The sequence below is a fragment of the Polaromonas sp. AER18D-145 genome, from assembly GCF_002379095.1.
GTDB lineage: Bacteria > Pseudomonadota > Gammaproteobacteria > Burkholderiales > Burkholderiaceae_C > Polaromonas.
In genome coordinates, this window is sequence record NZ_NBZV01000005.1 from 115,454 (window position 1) to 134,098 (window position 18,645).

At 66.1% G+C, this 18,645-nt stretch carries 16 protein-coding genes; 6 read left to right on the forward strand and 10 right to left on the reverse strand.

What is annotated here, in order from left to right; all coding sequences use genetic code 11:
• Positions 1–15: 15 nt before the first annotated feature.
• The gene (locus tag B7G52_RS04945) at positions 16–1,131 is read right to left on the reverse strand and encodes a Re/Si-specific NAD(P)(+) transhydrogenase subunit alpha (protein ID WP_096696529.1); all 1,116 of its coding nucleotides are present in this window, start codon (positions 1,129–1,131) and stop codon (positions 16–18) included.
• A 147-nt stretch (positions 1,132–1,278) separates the two neighbouring features.
• On the opposite strand from B7G52_RS04945, the gene B7G52_RS04950 reads away from it, so the two are divergent.
• Together B7G52_RS04950 and mnmA are read left to right on the forward strand one after the other, a co-directional pair.
• Entirely contained in the window at positions 1,279–1,776 is a 498-nt protein-coding gene (locus tag B7G52_RS04950; protein WP_096696530.1) for an NUDIX hydrolase, read from the forward strand.
• A 38-nt stretch (positions 1,777–1,814) separates the two neighbouring features.
• Positions 1,815–2,966 carry a tRNA 2-thiouridine(34) synthase MnmA gene (mnmA, locus tag B7G52_RS04955; RefSeq protein ID WP_096696531.1) on the forward strand — a complete coding sequence of 384 codons (1,152 nt, stop codon included), beginning with the start codon at positions 1,815–1,817 and terminating at the stop codon, positions 2,964–2,966.
• A gap of 97 nt (positions 2,967–3,063) precedes the next feature.
• Here mnmA and B7G52_RS04960 read toward each other — a convergent pair whose 3' ends face one another.
• The 5 genes from B7G52_RS04960 to B7G52_RS04980 all read right to left on the reverse strand — a co-directional run bounded on the left by B7G52_RS04960 (position 3,064) and on the right by B7G52_RS04980 (position 9,241).
• A complete protein-coding gene (locus B7G52_RS04960; protein ID WP_096696532.1) occupies positions 3,064–4,890 on the reverse strand; it encodes a histidine kinase in 1,827 nt (608 codons plus the stop codon).
• A gap of 19 nt (positions 4,891–4,909) precedes the next feature.
• Positions 4,910–5,647, reverse strand: coding sequence for a response regulator transcription factor (locus B7G52_RS04965; protein WP_096696533.1), 738 nt, complete (start codon positions 5,645–5,647; stop codon positions 4,910–4,912).
• Positions 5,648–5,900: 253 nt separating this feature from the next.
• On the reverse strand, positions 5,901–7,328 hold the full coding sequence (locus B7G52_RS04970; RefSeq protein ID WP_096696534.1) for a MipA/OmpV family protein: 1,428 nt from the start codon (positions 7,326–7,328) through the stop codon (positions 5,901–5,903).
• A gap of 148 nt (positions 7,329–7,476) precedes the next feature.
• Entirely contained in the window at positions 7,477–7,977 is a 501-nt protein-coding gene (gene ssb, locus B7G52_RS04975) for a single-stranded DNA-binding protein (RefSeq protein WP_096696535.1), read from the reverse strand.
• 19 nt (positions 7,978–7,996) lie between these two features.
• Positions 7,997–9,241 (reverse strand): MFS transporter, encoded by a 1,245-nt coding sequence (locus tag B7G52_RS04980; protein ID WP_096696562.1) that lies wholly within the window; start codon positions 9,239–9,241, stop codon positions 7,997–7,999.
• A 307-nt stretch (positions 9,242–9,548) separates the two neighbouring features.
• Here B7G52_RS04980 and uvrA point away from each other — a divergent pair, with 307 nt between their 5' ends.
• The 3 genes from uvrA (at position 9,549) to B7G52_RS04995 (ending at position 14,002) form a co-directional block, all read left to right on the forward strand.
• On the forward strand, positions 9,549–12,566 hold the full coding sequence (gene uvrA / locus B7G52_RS04985) for an excinuclease ABC subunit UvrA (protein WP_170954677.1): 3,018 nt from the start codon (positions 9,549–9,551) through the stop codon (positions 12,564–12,566).
• 72 nt (positions 12,567–12,638) lie between these two features.
• Complete coding sequence (locus B7G52_RS04990; RefSeq protein ID WP_096667550.1) at positions 12,639–13,088, forward strand: acyl-CoA thioesterase; 450 nt, start codon at positions 12,639–12,641, stop codon at positions 13,086–13,088.
• Positions 13,088–14,002 carry an EamA family transporter gene (locus tag B7G52_RS04995; protein WP_096696536.1) on the forward strand — a complete coding sequence of 305 codons (915 nt, stop codon included), beginning with the start codon at positions 13,088–13,090 and terminating at the stop codon, positions 14,000–14,002. Before B7G52_RS04990 ends, B7G52_RS04995 begins: the two co-directional genes overlap by 1 nt.
• A 202-nt stretch (positions 14,003–14,204) precedes the next feature.
• On the opposite strand, the gene pyrF is transcribed toward B7G52_RS04995, so the two are convergent.
• Positions 14,205–15,029: an orotidine-5'-phosphate decarboxylase gene (gene pyrF / locus B7G52_RS05000; protein ID WP_170954678.1), complete on the reverse strand. Its 825-nt coding sequence runs from the start codon at positions 15,027–15,029 to the stop codon at positions 14,205–14,207.
• 281 nt (positions 15,030–15,310) lie between these two features.
• Here pyrF and B7G52_RS05005 point away from each other — a divergent pair, with 281 nt between their 5' ends.
• Entirely contained in the window at positions 15,311–16,192 is an 882-nt protein-coding gene (locus B7G52_RS05005; protein ID WP_096696537.1) for a DMT family transporter, read from the forward strand.
• A 279-nt stretch (positions 16,193–16,471) separates the two neighbouring features.
• Here B7G52_RS05005 and B7G52_RS05010 read toward each other — a convergent pair whose 3' ends face one another.
• Genes B7G52_RS05010 through tsaB form a run of 3 tightly spaced genes read right to left on the reverse strand, consistent with a single transcriptional unit; the run spans position 16,472 to position 18,641 of the window.
• Positions 16,472–17,395 carry a uracil-DNA glycosylase family protein gene (locus tag B7G52_RS05010; protein ID WP_371328995.1) on the reverse strand — a complete coding sequence of 308 codons (924 nt, stop codon included), beginning with the start codon at positions 17,393–17,395 and terminating at the stop codon, positions 16,472–16,474.
• 10 nt (positions 17,396–17,405) lie between these two features.
• Positions 17,406–17,906: a ribosomal protein S18-alanine N-acetyltransferase gene (gene rimI / locus B7G52_RS05015; RefSeq protein WP_096696538.1), complete on the reverse strand. Its 501-nt coding sequence runs from the start codon at positions 17,904–17,906 to the stop codon at positions 17,406–17,408.
• Between the two features lie 6 nt (positions 17,907–17,912).
• A complete protein-coding gene (gene tsaB, locus B7G52_RS05020) occupies positions 17,913–18,641 on the reverse strand; it encodes a tRNA (adenosine(37)-N6)-threonylcarbamoyltransferase complex dimerization subunit type 1 TsaB (protein ID WP_096696539.1) in 729 nt (242 codons plus the stop codon).
• Between the last annotated feature and the right edge of the window lie 4 nt (positions 18,642–18,645).

Here is an 18,645-nt window from a genome sequence, read left to right on the forward strand (position 1 = left end):
TGGCTTCGCGTGGAACTACTTGCGCTTGACTTCGCCGCCCTGCGTCATCAGGCAGGCCGCCACGATGTCGTCTTCGAGGTCGATGTTGAGCGCGCCTTCCTTGCTGATGACCAGCTTGAGGAAGTCCAGCAGGTTGCGGGCGTACAGCGCGCTGGCGTCGGCGGCGACCAGCGCCGGCACATTGGTCTCGCCGATCAGCGTGACACCGTGTTTGACCACGGTTTTGCCGGGTTCGGTCAGCGGGCAGTTGCCACCTTGCGGCGCGGCCAGATCGACAATCACGCTGCCCGGCTTCATGGCCTTGACCATGTCTTCGGTCACCAGCACGGGGGCGGCACGGCCCGGAATCAGCGCGGTGGTGATCACGACATCGGCCAGGGCCACGCGTTTGGCGACCTCGGCCTTTTGCCGCTCCAGCCAGCTTGGTGGCATGGGTTTGGCATACCCGCCGACACCGACGGCCGCTTCGCGCTCTTCGTCGGTCTCGTAAGGCACGTCGATGAACTTGCCGCCCAGCGACTCGACCTGCTCCTTGACGCTGGGGCGCACGTCGCTGGCCTCGATCACCGCGCCCAGGCGTTTGGCCGTGGCAATCGCCTGCAAGCCGGCCACACCAACGCCCAGGATCACCACGCGGGCGGCCTTGACGGTGCCGGCGGCGGTCATCAGCATCGGGAAAAAGCGCTGATAGCTGTCGGCCGCCATCATCACGGCCTTGTAGCCGGCGATGTTGGCCTGCGACGAGAGCACGTCCATGCTTTGCGCGCGGCTGGTGCGCGGCGCGGCTTCCAGGGCAAACGAGGTCAGCTGGGCGCCCGCCAGGCGCTGCAGGCCGGCGGGGTCAAACGGATTGAGCATGCCGACCAGCACCGTGCCGGCCTGGGCCAGGCCGATCTCGCTGTCCAGCGGACAACGCACCTTGAGCACGATGTCGGACGCATAGGCGCCGGCGGCATCGGTGATCTCCGCACCCGCGGCGACATAGGCCTCATCGGGCACGCTGGCGGCCACGCCGGCACCCGACTGGATGCAGACGGTGTGGCCCTGGCTTTTTAGTTTTTTGGCCGTCTCGGGCGTGACGGCAACGCGTGTTTCCCCCGCCGTGATTTCGGCCGGTACCCCGATTCGCATGGGTGTCTCCTCGTTGCGTAAGTAGTTCTACGTGAAATTGTTACCTGTCAGCGAGCTTACATGAGTTTCCTGGCCTTTTTTTGGACGCTGCTCTCTGGAAGTCCCACAGGCTCCAGTGCGCACAGGCGGCCCACGGATAATGCTGCGATGAATACACGATGGAAACCCAGTGTCACGGTCGCCGCCATCATCGAGCGCGAGGGCCGGTTTTTGCTGGTGGAGGAACACACGCAGGATGGCCTGCGCCTGAACAATCCGGCCGGCCACCTGGACCCGGGCGAAAGCCCGATCCAGGGTTGCGCCCGGGAAACGCTGGAGGAGACCGCATTTCACTTCACGCCGCAGTCGCTGGTGGGTATCTATATGTCGCGCTTCGAAAAACCGGTGCCTGGCCAGGACATCCCGCTGGACATCACCTACCTGCGTTTTGCCTTTTGCGGCACGCTGGGCGAGGAAATGGTCGGGCAGGCGCTGGACGAAGGCATTGTGCGCACCCTGTGGCTGACCCCTGAGGAGATCAGGGCTTGCACTCACTTGCACCGGAGCCCCCTGTTGCTGACCTGCATGGAAGACTACCTGGCAGGCAAGCGTTACCCGGTGGACCTGCTGACCACCGACCCCAGCGTCTACGACGCCAGGCCCTGAGCCGCTCGCCCCATCGCGTCACCACCTAAAATGCTGCAATGCACAAGCAACGTATCGTTGTCGGTTTGAGCGGCGGCGTGGACTCCGCGGTGACGGCGCACCTGCTCAAACAACAGGGCCATGAAGTCATCGGCATCTTCATGAAGAACTGGGAAGATGACGACGACAGCGAGTTCTGCTCGTCCAACATCGACTTTGTCGACGCCGCGGCGGTGGCCGACGTGATCGGCATCGCCATCGAACATGTCAACTTTGCCGCCGACTACAAGGACCGGGTGTTTGCCGAGTTCCTGCGCGAGTACCAGGCCGGCCGCACGCCGAATCCCGACATCCTGTGCAACGCCGAGATCAAGTTCAAGGCCTTTCTGGACCACGCGATGCGGCTGGGCGCCGAAAAAATCGCCACCGGGCACTATGCCCGCGTTCGCAGGAACGAAGCCACCGGCCTGCACGAACTGCTCAAGGGCCTGGACCCGTCCAAGGACCAGAGCTATTTCCTGCACCGGCTGAACCAGGCGCAGCTGTCCAAAACGCTGTTCCCGGTCGGTGAGCTGAAGAAGACCGAGGTGCGGCGCATCGCCGACGAGATCGGCCTGCCGAACGCGAAGAAAAAGGACTCGACCGGCATCTGCTTCATCGGTGAACGGCCTTTTCGCGAGTTCCTGAACCGCTACATCGCCAAGGCGCCGGGGCCAATCAGGAACGACCAGGGCCGGGTACTGGGCGAACATGTGGGCCTGAGTTTTTACACCCTGGGCCAGCGCCAAGGCCTGGGCATTGGCGGCGTGAAGGCGCGCGGCGCCGAGCTCAAGGCGGTGCAGGCGCTGGGCCAACGCGGTGTCGGCGAGCACGAGCCCTGGTTTGTGGCGCGCAAGGATATGGCGACCAACACCCTCTGGGTGGTGCAGGGTCACGACCACCCCTGGCTGTTGTCCACGCAGGTGCAGGTGCAGGACTGCAGCTGGGTCGCCGGTGCGCCACCGGCCTTGGGGGCCATGGCCGCCAAAACGCGCTACCGGCAGACCGACGCCGCCTGCACGCTGGTGACCGCTTCCGCCACACAGGCCGAACTGCGCTTCGAGCAGCCGCAGTGGGCGGTGACGCCCGGCCAGTCGGCCGTGCTCTACCAGGGCGAGGTCTGCCTGGGCGGCGGCGTGATTGCCGCGAGCAACACGCCGGCGCTGCCTTGAGCCCGTCTTCCGATTTTTGCGGTCAAATCAGGGCTTAGCCCTTGATACATACGCGCTGATAGCTACTGATTTCATAGCATATCGCACAACAAACCGGTTACGGAATCCGTATTTCAACGGCCGTGCGGCCCGCCCGGCTTTCGATGGCGACGGCCACGCCAATCGCGCTTGCCCGCTCACGCATCGACAGCAACCCCTTGCGCGGCGCGGCGGCGGCGTCGAACCCGCGTCCGTTGTCGACGACGCGCAGGCACACGCCGGCGCCGGCCATTTCGGCCTCGATCGCCAGCGTCGTCGCCTGCGAATGCTGCAGCACATTGGACAGCGCCTCGAACACCATGAACTGCAGCTGGCGCATGGCGTTGGCGTCCATGTGCGCGACCGGCTCGAGGCTGCCGACCACCCACTGCAGCTCGATGTCCGACGCGGCAAAACGCGGCTCCAGCCGGTAACGCAGGTTGGCCAGCAGCGAGCTGATGTCGCCCGGCAGCAAATGCATGGCGTCGATGGACAGCTTGAGCTGGTCCAGCGTGTAACGCAGCGTCTGCAAAACGTCGTCGGTGCTGGCCTTGCCCGACTGCAGCTGCCGGATCGCGGCGCTCAGGTGCGCGCCCACGCCGTCGTGCATGTCGCGCAGGATGCGGGTGCGCTCGCTGACCCGCTCCTGCTCGCGCGCCAGTTGTTCGACCTGGCGGTAGGTCTGGCCCAGCTCGCGCTCTTTCTGCGAGATGCGGGAAGACAGGTTGTTCATCAGGTCGCGCGCCTGGGTGCTGACCTCGCGAAAACGCGTGATCACGATATAGGCCAACGCCAGCCCGAACAGCACCGACGAGTAACGCAGCAGGGTGTTGTCGGCGTAGGACGGGCTGATGCGGAAAACAAACCAGTCGCGCAGGCCCACCAGCACATTGACAAAAAGCGCCGCGGCCACCACCCGGTGTGACGGCGTGGCGTTGCGCAGCGCGCGCCAGCTGAAAAAGCCGATAAAGCAGGTGAACGTCAGTGCGTAAGCGCCGTACCAGGCGGTCAGCACATGCGGGGATGCAAACACCAGTGCCCATGCAATCAGTGGCAGGCCCATGGCAAACAGTGTCCAGGTCATGCGGTTGAACCAGACCGCCGGCCTGAGCTCGGACCAGCCGGCCACCCGCACGCCAAAACTTCCCATGCAGGTCAGCCAGCCGCCCGTCATCATCACCGTCACCATGCCCCAGGCCGGCCAGGGCAACGGCGGGTTTTCAATCAGCACATCGCTGACGCGCACCGTCCAGAACAGCTCAGCGAGCCCGCCCAGCAGGTACATCGGGTCGCGCACAGCGCGGTAGGCCCGCGCCGGGTCGGTCTGCGTGAACCACAAGGCCAGCGCCACCATGCCGACCATGAAGCTGAGCACCACCACCACCAGCGTTCCGGTTGCGCGCCAGTTGTAGTCGCTGCGGTAAAGCCGCCTGACCTCCTCGTCCGGCCCCATCACCGGCGCTGCCAACCCGCCGCGCCGGCCCACGTCGGTGCGGACATGGATCAACAGCCGGTTGGAGGGCCGCAGGAGATCTGTCGCGACGGGCACAAAACGTGGCACCTTGGCGTAGTCGCCCCCATTGAACTTTGTCAGGTCGCCATTTTTTTCCAGCAGATTGCCGTTGAGCCAGATTTCATAAGCGTTGCCCAGCCTGGGTATGTAGATGGCATAGGATTTGGCGCTGGTGGCCGGCGGTCCGAAGTCAATTTCAAAGGTGGCCGCGCCGGCCAGCCCGGGATGACGCCGGTCCCAGTGGTAGGGCAGCTCGACACTGGACGGCACCGGCGCCCCGCCCTGCAGCGTGACGAGGGCCCTGGCCTGGCGCAGTTCCTGCACCTCGGCCTGGGCGCTGCCCCACCCGAGCAGGGCCCACACCAGCCCACACCAGAGACTGCCGACACGCATGTCTTCAGGCCCCCACGGCTCAGCGCGAGCCGGTCGCCGTCGGCGGCTGCAGCAGGCCCAGCCGGGTCGCCTCGTAAACCGCCTCGCTTTTGGAGTGCACCGCAAGCTTGGTGTAGAGGTTCTTGATGTGGGACTGGACGGTATGCACGCTCACACTCTTGAGTCTTGAAATTTCCGCATAGGAAAAGCCGCGCGCGATCAGCTCCAGGACTTCCTGCTCCCGCACGGACAGCAGCGCACGGCCGGGGCCAGCGACAGCCGTCTCGCCCGGGCCGCGCACCCCTGCTCCGGCCGCCGCAGCGGCGGGCGCCTGATCGACCAGGTGCAGCGCACGGTACTTGGCCAGCACCCGGCGCGCGATCATCGGCGAGATCGGCGAGGCGCCGTCCTTCATCTCCAGAATCGTGTGCGCAATGTTGTCCGGCGTGAAATCCTTCTGGATGTAACCGAGGGCGCCGGCTTCGACGCTGGACAGCACGCTGTCTTCGTCGCCAAACATCGAAATCACCAGCGCCTCGCACGAGGGCCGCAAGCGCCCCGCCAGCCGGATCAGGTCCAGCCCGTTGCCATCGGGCAGCGCCAGGTCCGTCAGCAGGATATCGATGACCTGGTTCTTGTCCTCGATCAGCGCCCGGGCTTCCTCGAAGGTGCCCACGCCGGCGACCAGATGCAGCTGCCCACAGCCCGAGACGCTGTCCGCGAAGAAGTCCCGCGTCGGAACATCGTCCTCAACAATCAGTACGCGCCATTCGGGCATGGGTGAAATCTTTGGAAGAGGCTGCACAGCAGCCGATGATAAAGGCATGACTCAGGGACAGCAGGCGTGGAACCCGCTTGCGGCATGCGCGTCAACCTCCACTGTTAACGCTGTACGTGCCGGCGGCAATCCCCCGTTTATGGGGCTGGCCGCACATGAGCGCCGGCGCTTGTCGATGATTGAAAGGAAAATAGGCCTTTTGCCCTTTTCAGACGGGCGCCATTAGCTCTTTTTTTGATAGCAAGTCTGCGCCCTACAGCACGGTTTCGAGGTAGGTGTAGATGTAGTTGGAGCCGCCGTTGACGTTGCCCAGCAGGCGCGAGGCGCCAAAGATCCCGGAACGGTGCGACACGCCGAAGCCGAGATAGGTGTTCTTCAGCGCGCGTGACCCCACCAGGTCGCCCAGGCTGACGTCGATGCTCGGGTCCAGGTAGTTGAGCAGCCGCGAGGTCTGGCGCCCGCGCGCTGCCTGGCTGCTGGACTCGCTGTAGGGCACACGTTGCGCGAGCGATACCCCGATGCCCAGGCCGAGTCGGGTCTTGACGCGATCGCTCCATGGAAAGCCGTAGTAATAGGCCTTCATGAAGGCGTCGAACTGCAGCCCGTTGAGCGCCAGCCCGCGGTCGACGTGCTGCAACAGGCCGACGTAACCGACGATGTCCAGCGGCCAGCCATTGAGCTGCTCGATGAAAGGCTTGCCGATCTGCACGCCTGCGATGCGTGTCGAGTTGACCTTGGCTGTCGAAGCGCAGGTCAGCGTGATGATCTTGGCCAGGTGGCAGCCGTCTTCCGTGGACTTGCCGTACAGCACCTTGACGTGGGTGGGTGAACTTTCCTCGGCCCAGTGCTGCTTGTGGGTGCCGAAATCGTAGGCGGCGCCAAAATACACGGCGGTCTGCGGCGCCTTGCGGACAATCGGGCTGCCCTTCACCTTGCTGCTCAGGTCGGTGCGCGAGACGCCGCCCAGCAGGCGCCAGCCGTCGCTCAGTGCGTAGGCTGCATACAGCCCCAGCGTGGTGTTGATGCCGCTGCCGGCCGCGTAAGCCGGCCGCGTCCCGGTGGCTTCGCCGGGCCGCACGCCGTAGTAATAGTTGTTCAGTCTGGCATCGCGCATGGCCACCGTCAGGCTGGGGCGCAGCGTGAGCCGTCCCGAGCGCCAGTCGTGGCTGAAGCCCAGCCGCACTTCCCGGCCTCTGGAAAAGCCCGACACATCCTGCACAAACTCCGCCTGCACGGTTCCCCAGGGCTGGCGGTAGCGCCAGGACACGCCAGCGTCCAGACCGGCGCCGCGCTCGGCCATGCCGGCCAGGCTGGCCGGTAAGCGGTCGTCGCTGAAGCCCTCGAAGCGCTGATCGAGGAACAGGTCGACCCGCTGCGCCTCGTCCTTGAAGACCTTCACCCCCACGCGGCTGGCGTGAAGAAACAGGCGCTCGCCTTCGTAAAGGTAAAGTGGCATCAGGTCATAACGCACGCCGCCGCCCACGTAGGGCGACTGCTCGGCACGCACCAGGAAGCCCAGCCCGGCACTGCCGGACCCGTCGAGCAGATCGCTGAGGGTATCGGTGTTGGCATGGGCCGCCGGTACGAGCAGGCAACCCGCCGCCAGCAGGATGGCGCCCAGCGGCTTGCACAAGGCGGTCAGGCGCAGGCCTGTTTTTTCAGGATCGGGGTGGGGGCTCATCTCGGCACTTTCAGTTGGCAGGTTTTCATCCTAGCCAACAAAGCCCTGCCGAAACGGTCCGTGCCTGAAAACGGGGCCGGCGCCTACAGGGGTGCAGGGTGCCGGTTGACAAAAACCGTTGCATCAACGGTTCAGACGGGAAAGCCGGTCAGAACGGAATGTCGTCGTCCATGTCGTCAAAGCCGCTGGCGGCCTTGGTCGGTGCAGGCGCAGGCGCACGGGGGGCTGGCGCCGGCGCACGCGGCGCGGCCACCGGACGGGAATACTGGCGTTCGCCGCCATCGCCGTCACCGTCACCGCCGGGCGAACCCATGCCTTCCCGGCTACCGAGCATCTGCATTTCGCTGGCGATGATGTCGGTCGCGTATTTCTCGACGCCGTCCTTGTCGGTGTACTTGCGCGTTTTCAGGCGCCCTTCAATGTAAACCGAGCGGCCTTTCTTGAGGTACTCGCCGACGATCTCGGCCTGGCGGCCGAAAAAGCTGACGCGGTGCCATTCGGTCTCCTCGACCATCTCACCGGCCTTGTTCTTGTACTTGCTGCTGGTGGCCAGCGCGATGTTGGCCACGGCGTCGCCGCTGGGCAGGTAACGCACTTCGGGGTCGCGGCCCAAGTTGCCGACGAGGATGACTTTGTTGACAGATGCCATGGCATGTTCTCCTAATTTTTCACAGTTTAACTGGCTGGGCCGCCACCGCACCAGCCGCTTCGGAGCCGGCCGGCCCGGAAACCGGCGCGACGGCATGCCGTCCTGGCGCCTTCATCGGCCAGGCCACCAGCAGCCACAGCAGCATGAGCCCGCCGCAGGCCGCAAACAGGGCTTGTGCCCCCGCGGTTTTGGCCAGCCAGCCGCCCAGGGCGCCGCCGGCAAAAAATCCGAGCGACTGCAGTGTGTTGTAGACCCCGAGCGCCGCACCGCGGGAATGGGCCGGCGCCACCCGTGACGCCAGGCTGGGCTGGGAGGCCTCAAGCACATTGAAGCCGCAGAAAAACAGGAACAGCAAGGCGCCCAGCCAAGCCAGGCTGGGGCTGCCCTGCATCGCCACGCCCATCAGTCCGAACTGCACCAGCGTGATCAGGCCCACCGCGGCCAGGAACACGGCGCGCAGGAAGCCGCGCTTTTCCATGGGGAACAGCGTGAACCCCATCACCAGGAAGGAGGCCAGCACCGCCGGCAGGTAGACCTGCCAGTGGCTGTCCTTGTCCAGCCCGGCCTGCACCAGCAGCGCGGGAATGGCCACCCACATGGCCAGCTGGACGGCGTGCAGCACAAACACGCCGACATCGAGGCGCAGCAAGGCCGGGTGGCTCAAGACCTCGGCAAGGCTGCCGCGCGGCCGGTTCACGTGTTGCGCCGGCTCGGGCGGCACCCACCAGATCACCACCACGATGCCGGCCAGCGCCAGCAAACCGGTGAAGGCAAACAGCCCGCCCAGGCCAACCTGCGCGGCCAGCAGCGGCGCCAGCACCAGCGACAGCGCAAACATCAGGGCAATGCTGGCGCCCACCAGCGCCATGGCCTTGGTGCGCACCTCGTCGCGCGTGGTGTCGGCCAGCAGCGCGGTGACGGCGGCCGAAATGGCGCCAGCGCCCTGCAGCGACCGCCCAATGATCAGCCAGGTCAGGTCGGGCGCCCAGGTGGCGACAAAACTGCCCAGCGCAAACACCACCAAGCCAAACACAATGACTTTCTTGCGGCCCAGCCAGTCCGAGGCCATGCCAAAGGGAATCTGCAGCAGGCCCTGGGTCAGGCCGTAAATGCCCATGGCCAGACCGACACGCGCCGGGTCGTCACCGCCCGGGTAACGCGCCGCCTCCAGCGCAAACACCGGCAGCACCAGGAAGAGCCCGAGCATGCGCAGCGCAAAAATCGAGGCCAACGACGCGCTGGCGCGCCGCTCGGTCGCGGTCATGGGGTAGGAAGGCAGGTGGGGGCGGGCTGAGGACACAGAGGAGGGCTGGAAAATTTGAAAACCAAAAAAGGCTGGCGGGGTCATCCGCGGAAGATAAGACCTATTGTCTTTGAATTGGACCGCGTTTCATTTGCCCCTGCGCAAGCACGAACTGCGCCCACGCCGGGCGACAGGAGCCCGCCCCATAGCCCTGGAACCCCGAAAAACACACATCGGTCTATGATGGAGGGTTTTGCGGCGCCCCTACACAGTGAACTCTCCCACCGACGGCCAATACCTCTCCCCCGCAGCCGCAGAAGGCAGGCACGTGGCCGAACCTGACCAGAGCCGCTATCTGGCCCAGGCCTTGGCGGCCCAGCGCATCAGCGTCCGCGGCGCGCGCACGCACAACCTCAAGAACATCGACCTCGACATTCCGCGCAACCAGCTGGTGGTGATCACCGGGCTGAGCGGTTCGGGCAAGTCCTCGCTGGCTTTTGACACGCTGTACGCCGAGGGCCAGCGCCGTTATGTCGAAAGCCTGAGCACCTACGCGCGGCAGTTCCTGCAGCTGATGGACAAGCCCGATGTGGACATGATCGAAGGCCTGTCGCCGGCGATTTCCATCGAGCAGAAGGCCACCTCGCACAACCCGCGCTCCACCGTGGGCACGGTGACCGAAATCCACGACTACCTGCGCCTGCTGTTTGCGCGCGCCGGCACCCCCTTCTGCCCCGAGCATGATTTGCCGCTGCAGGCGCAAAGCGTCAGCGAGATGGTCGACCATGTGCTGGCGCTGCCCGAAGACACCAAACTCATGATCCTGGCGCCGGTGGCGCGTGAACGCAAGGGTGAGTTCGTCGATGTGTTCGCCGAGATGCAGGCCCAGGGGTATGTGCGCTTTCGCGTGGACGGCACGGCGTATGAGTTTGACGAGTTGCCCAAGCTCAAGAAAGCCGAAAAACACAACATCGACGTGGTGATCGACCGGCTCAAGGTGCGGCCCGACATGCAGCAGCGTCTGGCCGAAAGTTTCGAGGCCGCGCTGCGTCTGGCCGACGGCAAGGCGCTGGCGATGGAAATGGACTCCGGCCAGGAGCACCTGTTCAGCGCCAAGTTTTCCTGCCCGGTCTGCAGCTACTCGCTCAGCGAGATGGAGCCGCGCCTGTTTTCCTTCAACTCGCCGGTGGGCGCCTGCCCGAGCTGCGACGGCCTGGGCCACAGGGAATTTTTCGACCCGGCCCGTGTGGTGGCCTTCCCGTCGCTGAGCCTGGCCAGCGGCGCCGTCAAGGGCTGGGACAGGCGCAATGCCTATTACTTCGCCATGCTCGAAAGCCTGGCCAAACATTACAGCTTCGACATCGACACCGCCTTTGAAAAACTGCCCGAGGCGGTCCGGCAGGTGGTGTTGCACGGCTCGGGCGAGGAAGACATCAAGTTCAGCTACGTGATGGAGTCCGGCCAGTCGGCCGGCCGCAAGGTCAGCAAGAAACATCCTTTTGAAGGCGTGATCACCAACTTCGAGCGGCGCTACCGCGAGACCGACTCGGCGGCCGTGCGCGAGGAGCTCGCGCGTTACCGCAGCCTGCAACCCTGTCCGGAGTGCAAAGGGACCCGCCTGCGCCGCGAGGCACGCCATGTCTACCTGGTGGGCAGCACGCCGGCCGACGGCGGCCGCGCCAGCCGCAAGGCGATTTACGAGATCAGCAGCACCACCCTGCGCGAGAGTTTTGACTACTTCAACAGCCTGGCCATGGACGGCGCGAAGGCCGAGATTGCCGGCAAGGTGGTGCGCGAGATCGGCCTGCGCCTGAAGTTCCTCAACGACGTGGGCCTGAACTACCTGAGCCTGGACCGCAGCGCCGAAACGCTGTCGGGCGGCGAGTCGCAGCGCATCCGGCTGGCCTCGCAGATCGGCTCGGGCCTGACCGGCGTGATGTATGTGCTGGACGAGCCCAGCATCGGCCTGCACCAGCGCGACAACGACCGCCTGATCGGCACACTCAAACATTTGCGCGACATCGGCAACAGCGTGCTGGTGGTCGAACACGACGAGGACATGATCCGCGCCGCCGACCACGTGATCGACATGGGGCCGGGCGCCGGCATCCACGGCGGGCGCGTGATGGCGCAGGGCAGCTACGAGGACGTGCTGGCCAACCCCGATTCGCTGACCGGGAAATACCTGTCGCAGGTCCTCAGGATCGAGGTCCCCAAGCGCCGCACGCCCTGGCTGCCGACGGTGGTGAAAGCCCCTTACCGCGACCCGAAAAAACCGTCGAAGTTTGCGCCCAGCGCCGCCGGCGTGAAACGCGCCGCGCGCGAAGCCGAGCACCTGCTGACCCAGGGCGACCTGCAGGCCATCAAGGTCATCAACGCCAGCGGCCACAACCTGAAGAACGTCAGTGTCGATTTCCCGGTCGGCCTGCTGACCTGCGTGACCGGCGTCTCGGGCTCGGGCAAGTCGACGCTGGTCAACGACACGCTGTACGCCGCCGTGGCGCGCACGCTGTACCGCGCGCACGAGGAGCCGGCGCCGCATGAAAGCATCGAGGGCATCGAGCATTTCGACAAGGTCATCAATGTGGACCAGTCGCCGATCGGCCGCACGCCGCGCAGCAACCCGGCCACCTACACCGGCCTGTTCACGCCGATCCGCGAGCTGATGGCCGAGATGAACACCGCGCGCGAACGCGGCTACGGCGCCGGGCGTTTCAGTTTCAACGTGACCGGCGGGCGCTGCGAGGCCTGCCAGGGCGACGGCGTGGTCAAGGTCGAGATGCACTTCCTGCCCGACGTCTACGTGCCCTGCGATGTCTGCAAGGGCATGCGCTACAACCGCGAAACGCTGGAAGTGCAGTACAAGGGCAAAAACATCGCGCAGATCCTGGACCTGACGGTGGAAGACGCCGCCGAGTTCTTCAAGGCGGTGCCGGTGATCGCGCGCAAGCTGCACACCCTGCTCGACGTCGGCCTGAGTTACATCAAGCTCGGCCAGGCGGCGACCACGCTGTCGGGCGGCGAGGCGCAGCGCGTCAAGCTGGCGCTCGAGCTGTCCAAGCGCGACACCGGCCGCACGCTTTACATCCTGGACGAGCCGACCACCGGCCTGCATTTTGCCGACATCGACCTGCTGCTCAAGGTGCTGCACCAGCTGCGCGACGCGGGCAACACCATCGTGGTGATCGAGCACAACCTCGACGTCATCAAGACCGCCGACTGGCTGATCGACATGGGGCCCGAGGGCGGGGCCGGCGGCGGCATGGTGGTCGGTGTGGGCACGCCCGAAGACATCGCGGCCAACCCGGCCAGCCACACCGGGCGTTACCTGAAGCGACTTTTGTAGAGAAACTGGCTGCAGCCCTTGATTTATGGGCGTGAGCGGCTACTATTTTCATAGCATTTCACAAGGAGCCGTATGTCGTCGATCACCCTGCGTTTTCTGGCCGAACCTAGCACCATCAACTTCGGCGGCAAGGTCCACGGCGGCACCGTCATGAAGTGGATTGACGAGGCCGGCTACGCCTGCGCCACACGCTGGGCCAAGCGTTACTGCGTCACCGTTTCTGTCGGCAGCATCCGCTTCCAGCGCCCCATCATGATCGGCGACCTGGTGGAAGTGCAGGCGCGGCTGGCCTACACCGGCAGCACCAGCATGAACATCGCGGTCGAGGTGCGCGCCGGCGACATGAAGACCGGCGAGATGGAAGTCATCACCGAATGTGTGGTGGTGTTTGTCGCGGTGGACCCGAACGGAAAAACCATCCCCGTGGACCCCTGGCTGCCCGAAACGCCGGGTGACATCGCCCTGGCGCAAAACGTCAAGGCCCATCTGGACATGGCGCGCGCTGCACAGCCGCACGCCTGATGCGACAGAACGCCCTGACGGGCCGCGATCTGGCGGCCGCCCTCGTGGTGGTCGTGGTCTGGGGCGTCAACTTTGTGGTCATGAAGTTCGCGCTGCGCGACTTCACGCCCTTCCAGCTGGGCGCCGCGCGTTATGTCTTTGCGGTGCTGCCGCTGGTGCTGTTTGTGCGGCCGCCCGCCATCCCGTGGAAATGGCTGGTGTTTTACGGCCTGTTCCAGGGCGTCGGGCAGTTCGGCATCCTGTTCCTCGCGCTGAAAGTAGGCATGACGGCGGCGCTGGCCTCGGTGTTGCTGCAGACCCAGGTTTTTTTCACCGCACTGTTCGGCTTTGTGCTGCTGCACGAGCGCGCCAGCCGCCCGCTGCAGGCCGGCATGGTGCTCGCGGCGCTGGGCCTGGCCTGCTTTGCCCTGAACTACCTGTCACCGGCTGGCGCAGGCACTGGCGCCGCCACCACGCTGGCGGGCTTTGTGCTCACGCTGGGTGCCGCCGCCATGTGGGCCATGTCCAACATCGTGGCGCGCCACGTGCAGCAAGGCGGGGCAGCCTACTCACCGATGGCCTTTGTGGTCTGGAGCGGCATTTTCGCCATCCTGCCCTTCACGCTGCTGTCCCTGGTGTTCGACCCCGAGGTGACGCGCTGGCAGTGGACCCAGGCCCGCGCCTCCAGCTGGCTGGCGGTGGCCTACCTCGGCTGGGTCGCGACCATCCTGGGTTACAGCCTGTGGACCGGCCTGCTCAAGCACCACCCCGCCAACCGCGTTGCGCCCTTCAGCCTGGGCGTGCCGGTGGTGGGCCTGACCACCGGCATGCTGGTGCTCGGCGAAGCCATCACGCCCTGGCAGTGGGCCGGCATCACGCTGGTGGTGGCGGCGCTGGCCTGCGTGATGCTGGGCGGGCTGATCAAGCCGCGCTGAGACGCGTCGGCCCCACGGCTGGTTGCGTGAAAAAAGCGGTCAGCAGACGCGGGCAAACCAGGCTCCCAAGAAAATGAAGTCATCGGTAAACGTGGCTCCCGGATCAAGTCCGGGATGACACCCACGAGCAAGACATCGCTATCAATTCAATAGCTATTAGCGCTTGCAAGACAGGGGCCAGAGCCCCAAAAGGCTTGAAACTTCAGCCCCGCGCCGCCTGCAGAATATCCCGCGTCCTGATGGCTTCACGCCGCGCCGCCTCGGCAAAGTCGTCGCCCGACGAGGCGTAAAGGATGGCGCGGGAGGAGTTCACGATGATGGGCGCGCCCGGTCGCCAGCCGGCTTTGACGGTCGCCACGGCGTCGCCGCCCTGCGCACCAACGCCGGGAATCAGCAGCGGCAGCGTTGGCGCCACGGCGCGCACACGTTCAATCTCCGCCGGGTAGGTCGCGCCCACCACCAGGCCGAGCTGGCCGTTGAGGTTCCACGGGCCCTGCGCCAGGCGCGCCACGTGTTCGTAGAGCAGCGGCTGGCCTTCGATGGAGGCCAGCCGCTGGTTCTGCAGGTCGTCGCCGCCGGGGTTGGAGGTGCGGCACAGCAAAAACGCGCCCTTGCCTTCGTGCTTGAGATAGGGGGCGACCGAGTCAAACCCCATGAAGGGCGAGAGGGTCACCGCGTCGGCGCCGTAACGCTCGAAGGCCTCGACCGCGTACTGCTCGGCGGTGCTGCCGATGTCGCCGCGTTTGGCGTCCAGGATGATGGGCACCTGCGGCGCCACGCGGCGCATGTGTTCCATCAGGCGTTCGAGCTGGCCTTCGGCGCGGTGCGCGGCGAAGTAGGCGATCTGCGGCTTGAAGGCGATGGCCAGATCGGCCGTGGCGTCCACGATGGCCGCGCAGAAGTCGTAGATCTTGTTGGAATCGCCCTTGAGCCTGCCCGGGAACTTCGTCGGTTCCGGGTCCAGGCCCACACACAGCATCGATTGGTTCTGGCGCTCAGCCGCGCCCAGCATCTCGAGGAAAGTCATGAAGTATTTTAAGGCCCCCACGGTCGCTCACTTCGTGTAGCTCCCTGCCCCCCGGGGGGCCGCTGCGCCTGCGGGCCGGCAAAGCCGGACCCGCGGCCCCTGCTTGACAAGACATGCCCCCTACCGTCGCTCACAACGCGCAAACTCCTTGCCCCTCGGGAGCCGCTGCGCCTGTGGGTCGGCAAAGCCGGACCCGCGGCCCCTGCCGGGTTGAAGAGCGCAGCAGGATTTCCTCGCCGCCAGGACAATAGCGGCACCCATCACCTTCCGCCCAGCCGCCCATGCAACTCTCACGCCGCCAGCTCATACTCCTCGTCCTGCTCACACTGGCCTGGGGCATCAACTGGCCCATCATGAAACTCGGTGTCGCCGACTTTCCGCCTTTGAGCTTTCGCGCCCTGTCGATCTGGCTGGGCATTCCGGTGCTGGGCGCGGCGATGCTGCTGATGAAGGTGCCGTTTTTTGTGCCGCGCGAGAAATACCGCGAGCTGTTCTGGCTGGCCTTTGCCAACATGTTTGTCTGGCACGGGCTGATCATCCTGGCGGTCAAAAACCTCAGCAGCGGGCGGGCCGCGATTCTGGGCTACACCATGCCGATTTTTTCGGCGCTGTTCGGCGCCTGGTTCTTCGGCAACCAGCTCCAGCGCCGCAGCTGGCTGGGTGTGGCCGCGGCCGCACTGGGCGTGTCGCTGCTGCTGTGGCACGAGCTGACCAACCTGTCGGGCCGGCCCATCGGGGTGTTGTGCGCGCTGGCGGCCGCGGCCACCTGGGCCGTCGGCACGCAGAAGCTGCGCAACACCACCATGCCGGTGGCCACCCTGACGATCTCCTTCTGGATGACGGTGATGACGGCGGTGGTGATGACGGGGCTGAGCGCGGCCTTCGAGATGCCGCAGTGGAAGGCGCCTTCGGCCATCAGCTGGGCCTCGATTCTCTACAACGCGGTGATCATTTTCGGCTTTGCCCACGCGGCCTGGTTTTTCCTGGCGCGCAGCCTGCCGCCGATCGCCTCGACCCTGAGCGTGATGATGATTCCCATCCTCGGCGTGTTCTCGGGCGCGCTGGGTCTGGGCGAGGTGCTGCACTGGCAGGACTGGGCCGCAGTCGTGCTGATGGTGGTGGCGATTGCCTCGGTGCTGGCGCCGCAGCGGGCAGCCAAGTGACGGACTAGCACAGAGGATCTCTTCATACCAGCAGGGGCCGCGGATCTGGCTCTGCCAGTCCGCAGGCGCAGCGCCCCCTTGGGGGGCAGCGCAGTACGCGAAGCGACAAGCGTGGGGGCTCTCTCTTCACCAGCAGGGGCCGCGGGTCCGGCTTTGCCGGCCCGCAGGCGCAGCGGCCACTAGGGGCTGGAGCCTGCGGCTCCAAAGCTGCTTGAGCAGCTTTGGACAGGCGACAGAGGCGAAGCGTCTCGCGAGCCGCGGCCTGCAAGGCCTCGGGAGTTACGCGGAGCGAACGACCGTGGGGGCCACATTCATCGCCAGGCACAGGTCGTCCCAGGCCTTGGCCTTGTCGCCCAGGCTGCGCAGCAGGTAGGCCGGGTGGTAGCTGACCACCACCGGCACGCCGAGGTAACGAAACACCTGGCCGCGCAGCTTGCCGAGCGGGATTTTCTGCAGCTCGGGCACGCTGTCCTGCAGCAGCGACTGGGCGGCAAATTTGCCCAGCGCCAGAATCATTTTCGGCTGCAGCAGCTCGACCTGGCGTTTCAGATAGGGCTCGCATTGCGCCACTTCCGCCGGGTCGGGGTTGCGGTTGGCCGGCGGGCGGCACTTGAGCACATTGGTGATGAAAACGCTGGTCGAGACACCCGCCCGCGGCACGGTGTCAACATTGCCGCGCTGCAGGCCGATGGCCAGCAGCATGTTGTCGAGCAGCTTGCCGGCCTGGCCGACAAAGGGTTCACCGGCGAGGTCCTCGTTTTCGCCGGGCGCCTCGCCGACGATGAGCCAGTCGACCTGCGGCGCGGCGCCGTCGGCGACCACCGGTCCGATACCAAACACAGTGTTTTTGCGGCTTTCACACAGGGCGCAGGCGCGGCAGCCGGCCACCGCTGCCTGCAGGGCGGGCCAGTCCATGCGGTCCACGCCCGCAGGGCGCGGCTGCAGGCCGGGGGCCGGGCGCGACACGGGCATCTGGGCAGCTACCGGTCGCAGCGCTGGTGCGGCGGGCGCAGGCGCACCCCGTACCGCGGCAGCTTCGGCATCGAATCGGGGCTCCGCCCTTTCCGGTCGGACGCCAACAGCTATGTTATTCGTAGCGTCCGGAGCCGGGGCGGGCGCTGCCGCCGGCGCTGGCGGCTGCCAGATGCGCACGCCCATTTCGCGCAACATGGCGCGCTGGCGTTTGTCCAGGTCCAGGCTCACGGCAGCACTTTCATGGGTCGCTGTGTCCGGCTTGCAGCGCCATGCTCATGACCACGGCGTCTTCGCGGGCGGCATTCGCGGCGGGGTAGTACTGGCGCCGGGTTCCGACGTGGCGAAAGCCGTAATGCTCGTACACCGCCCTGGCTCGGCCGTTGCTCACGCGCACCTCCAGCCACAGCCATTGCGCACCCTGGCCGCGCGACCAGAGCGCCAGCGCATCGAGCATCACGCGGGCCCAGCCCTGGCGCTGGTGCGCCGGCGCCACCGTGATGTTGAGCAGGTGCACCTCGTCCACCCCTTTCATGGCCACAAAATAGCCCAGCAGCTCCGCGCCCGGCCCGCTGCCACCGGTGAGCACCAGCGCCTGGTAACCGGCGTTGAGCGAATCGCTGAAATTGCCGCGTGTCCACGGGTGGGCATAGGCACTTTGCTCGGCCCGCAGCACCGCATCGAACCACGACTCGGTCATGGGTTCGAACTGGGCTTCGAGGGGTTCGAGAACGGCGCTCATGTCTCATTATCGGCCGGCCGCCGCGGCGATGCCGGCCTTGACGCGGGCGCGCTCTTCGGTGGTCAGGGCCACCTTGTCACGCACGTACAGCGGCAGCGCCTGGCTGGCGGGCAGGCCGTGGCCGGCGGCCAGCAGCGCGGGCGCCAGGCGCAGCATGGCCGCAGCCGTCGGCAGGGCGGTGAGGCGCGGCAGGCTGTCCGGAAACGCCGGCAGGCGCGCCGCGTAGACGCTGAAAACATTGCCGGCCAGCAGGCTGTCTGCCGGATCAAGCGGCAGGTTTTCGGGGCGTATCAGGGCGCAGTCGGCCAGCGAGGTCCAGCGCCCGGCGTCGCAGGCAAAGCGCTGCACATACATCTCGTCCATGCGCGCATCCAGCAGCGCCGTGACCTGCAGGCAGGCCGCGGCGTGCGGCCCTTCGTGCTGGAAGCGGGCCTCTTCGGCCACCGCCATCAGCGTGTCCAGCGGCAGCACCGGCAGGCGCGCGCCCAGCGCCAGGCCTTGCGCCACGGAGCACGCCGTGCGCAGGCCGGTGAAGGAGCCGGGGCCGCGGCCAAACACCAGCGCGTCCAGCTCGGCCAGCGCCAGCCCGGCCTGGCCCAGCAGGTCGAGAATCGCCGGAATCAGCGTGCTGGACGCCTGCGCACCACCGGGGCCGGTGTGCTGCCAGATGCGCGACCCGTCGGTGAGGGCCAGCGACATGCTGTCGGTGCTGGTGTCAAAGGCCAGGAGTTTCATGGGT

Excerpts from the sequence above, each read along its gene's own strand:
- B7G52_RS04945 (WP_096696529.1), bottom strand. The coding sequence starts at position 1,131 with ATGCGAATCGGGGTACCGGCCGAAATCACGGCGGGGGAAACACGCGTT.
- B7G52_RS04950 (WP_096696530.1), top strand. The coding sequence starts at position 1,279 with ATGAATACACGATGGAAACCCAGTGTCACGGTCGCCGCCATCATCGAG.
- mnmA (WP_096696531.1), top strand. The coding sequence starts at position 1,815 with ATGCACAAGCAACGTATCGTTGTCGGTTTGAGCGGCGGCGTGGACTCC.
- B7G52_RS04960 (WP_096696532.1), bottom strand. The coding sequence starts at position 4,890 with ATGCGTGTCGGCAGTCTCTGGTGTGGGCTGGTGTGGGCCCTGCTCGGG.
- B7G52_RS04965 (WP_096696533.1), bottom strand. The coding sequence starts at position 5,647 with ATGCCCGAATGGCGCGTACTGATTGTTGAGGACGATGTTCCGACGCGG.
- B7G52_RS04970 (WP_096696534.1), bottom strand. The coding sequence starts at position 7,328 with ATGAGCCCCCACCCCGATCCTGAAAAAACAGGCCTGCGCCTGACCGCC.
- ssb (WP_096696535.1), bottom strand. The coding sequence starts at position 7,977 with ATGGCATCTGTCAACAAAGTCATCCTCGTCGGCAACTTGGGCCGCGAC.
- B7G52_RS04980 (WP_096696562.1), bottom strand. The coding sequence starts at position 9,241 with ATGACCGCGACCGAGCGGCGCGCCAGCGCGTCGTTGGCCTCGATTTTT.
- B7G52_RS04990 (WP_096667550.1), top strand. The coding sequence starts at position 12,639 with ATGTCGTCGATCACCCTGCGTTTTCTGGCCGAACCTAGCACCATCAAC.
- B7G52_RS04995 (WP_096696536.1), top strand. The coding sequence starts at position 13,088 with ATGCGACAGAACGCCCTGACGGGCCGCGATCTGGCGGCCGCCCTCGTG.
- pyrF (WP_170954678.1), bottom strand. The coding sequence starts at position 15,029 with ATGACTTTCCTCGAGATGCTGGGCGCGGCTGAGCGCCAGAACCAATCG.
- B7G52_RS05005 (WP_096696537.1), top strand. The coding sequence starts at position 15,311 with ATGCAACTCTCACGCCGCCAGCTCATACTCCTCGTCCTGCTCACACTG.
- rimI (WP_096696538.1), bottom strand. The coding sequence starts at position 17,906 with ATGAGCGCCGTTCTCGAACCCCTCGAAGCCCAGTTCGAACCCATGACC.
- tsaB (WP_096696539.1), bottom strand. The coding sequence starts at position 18,641 with ATGAAACTCCTGGCCTTTGACACCAGCACCGACAGCATGTCGCTGGCC.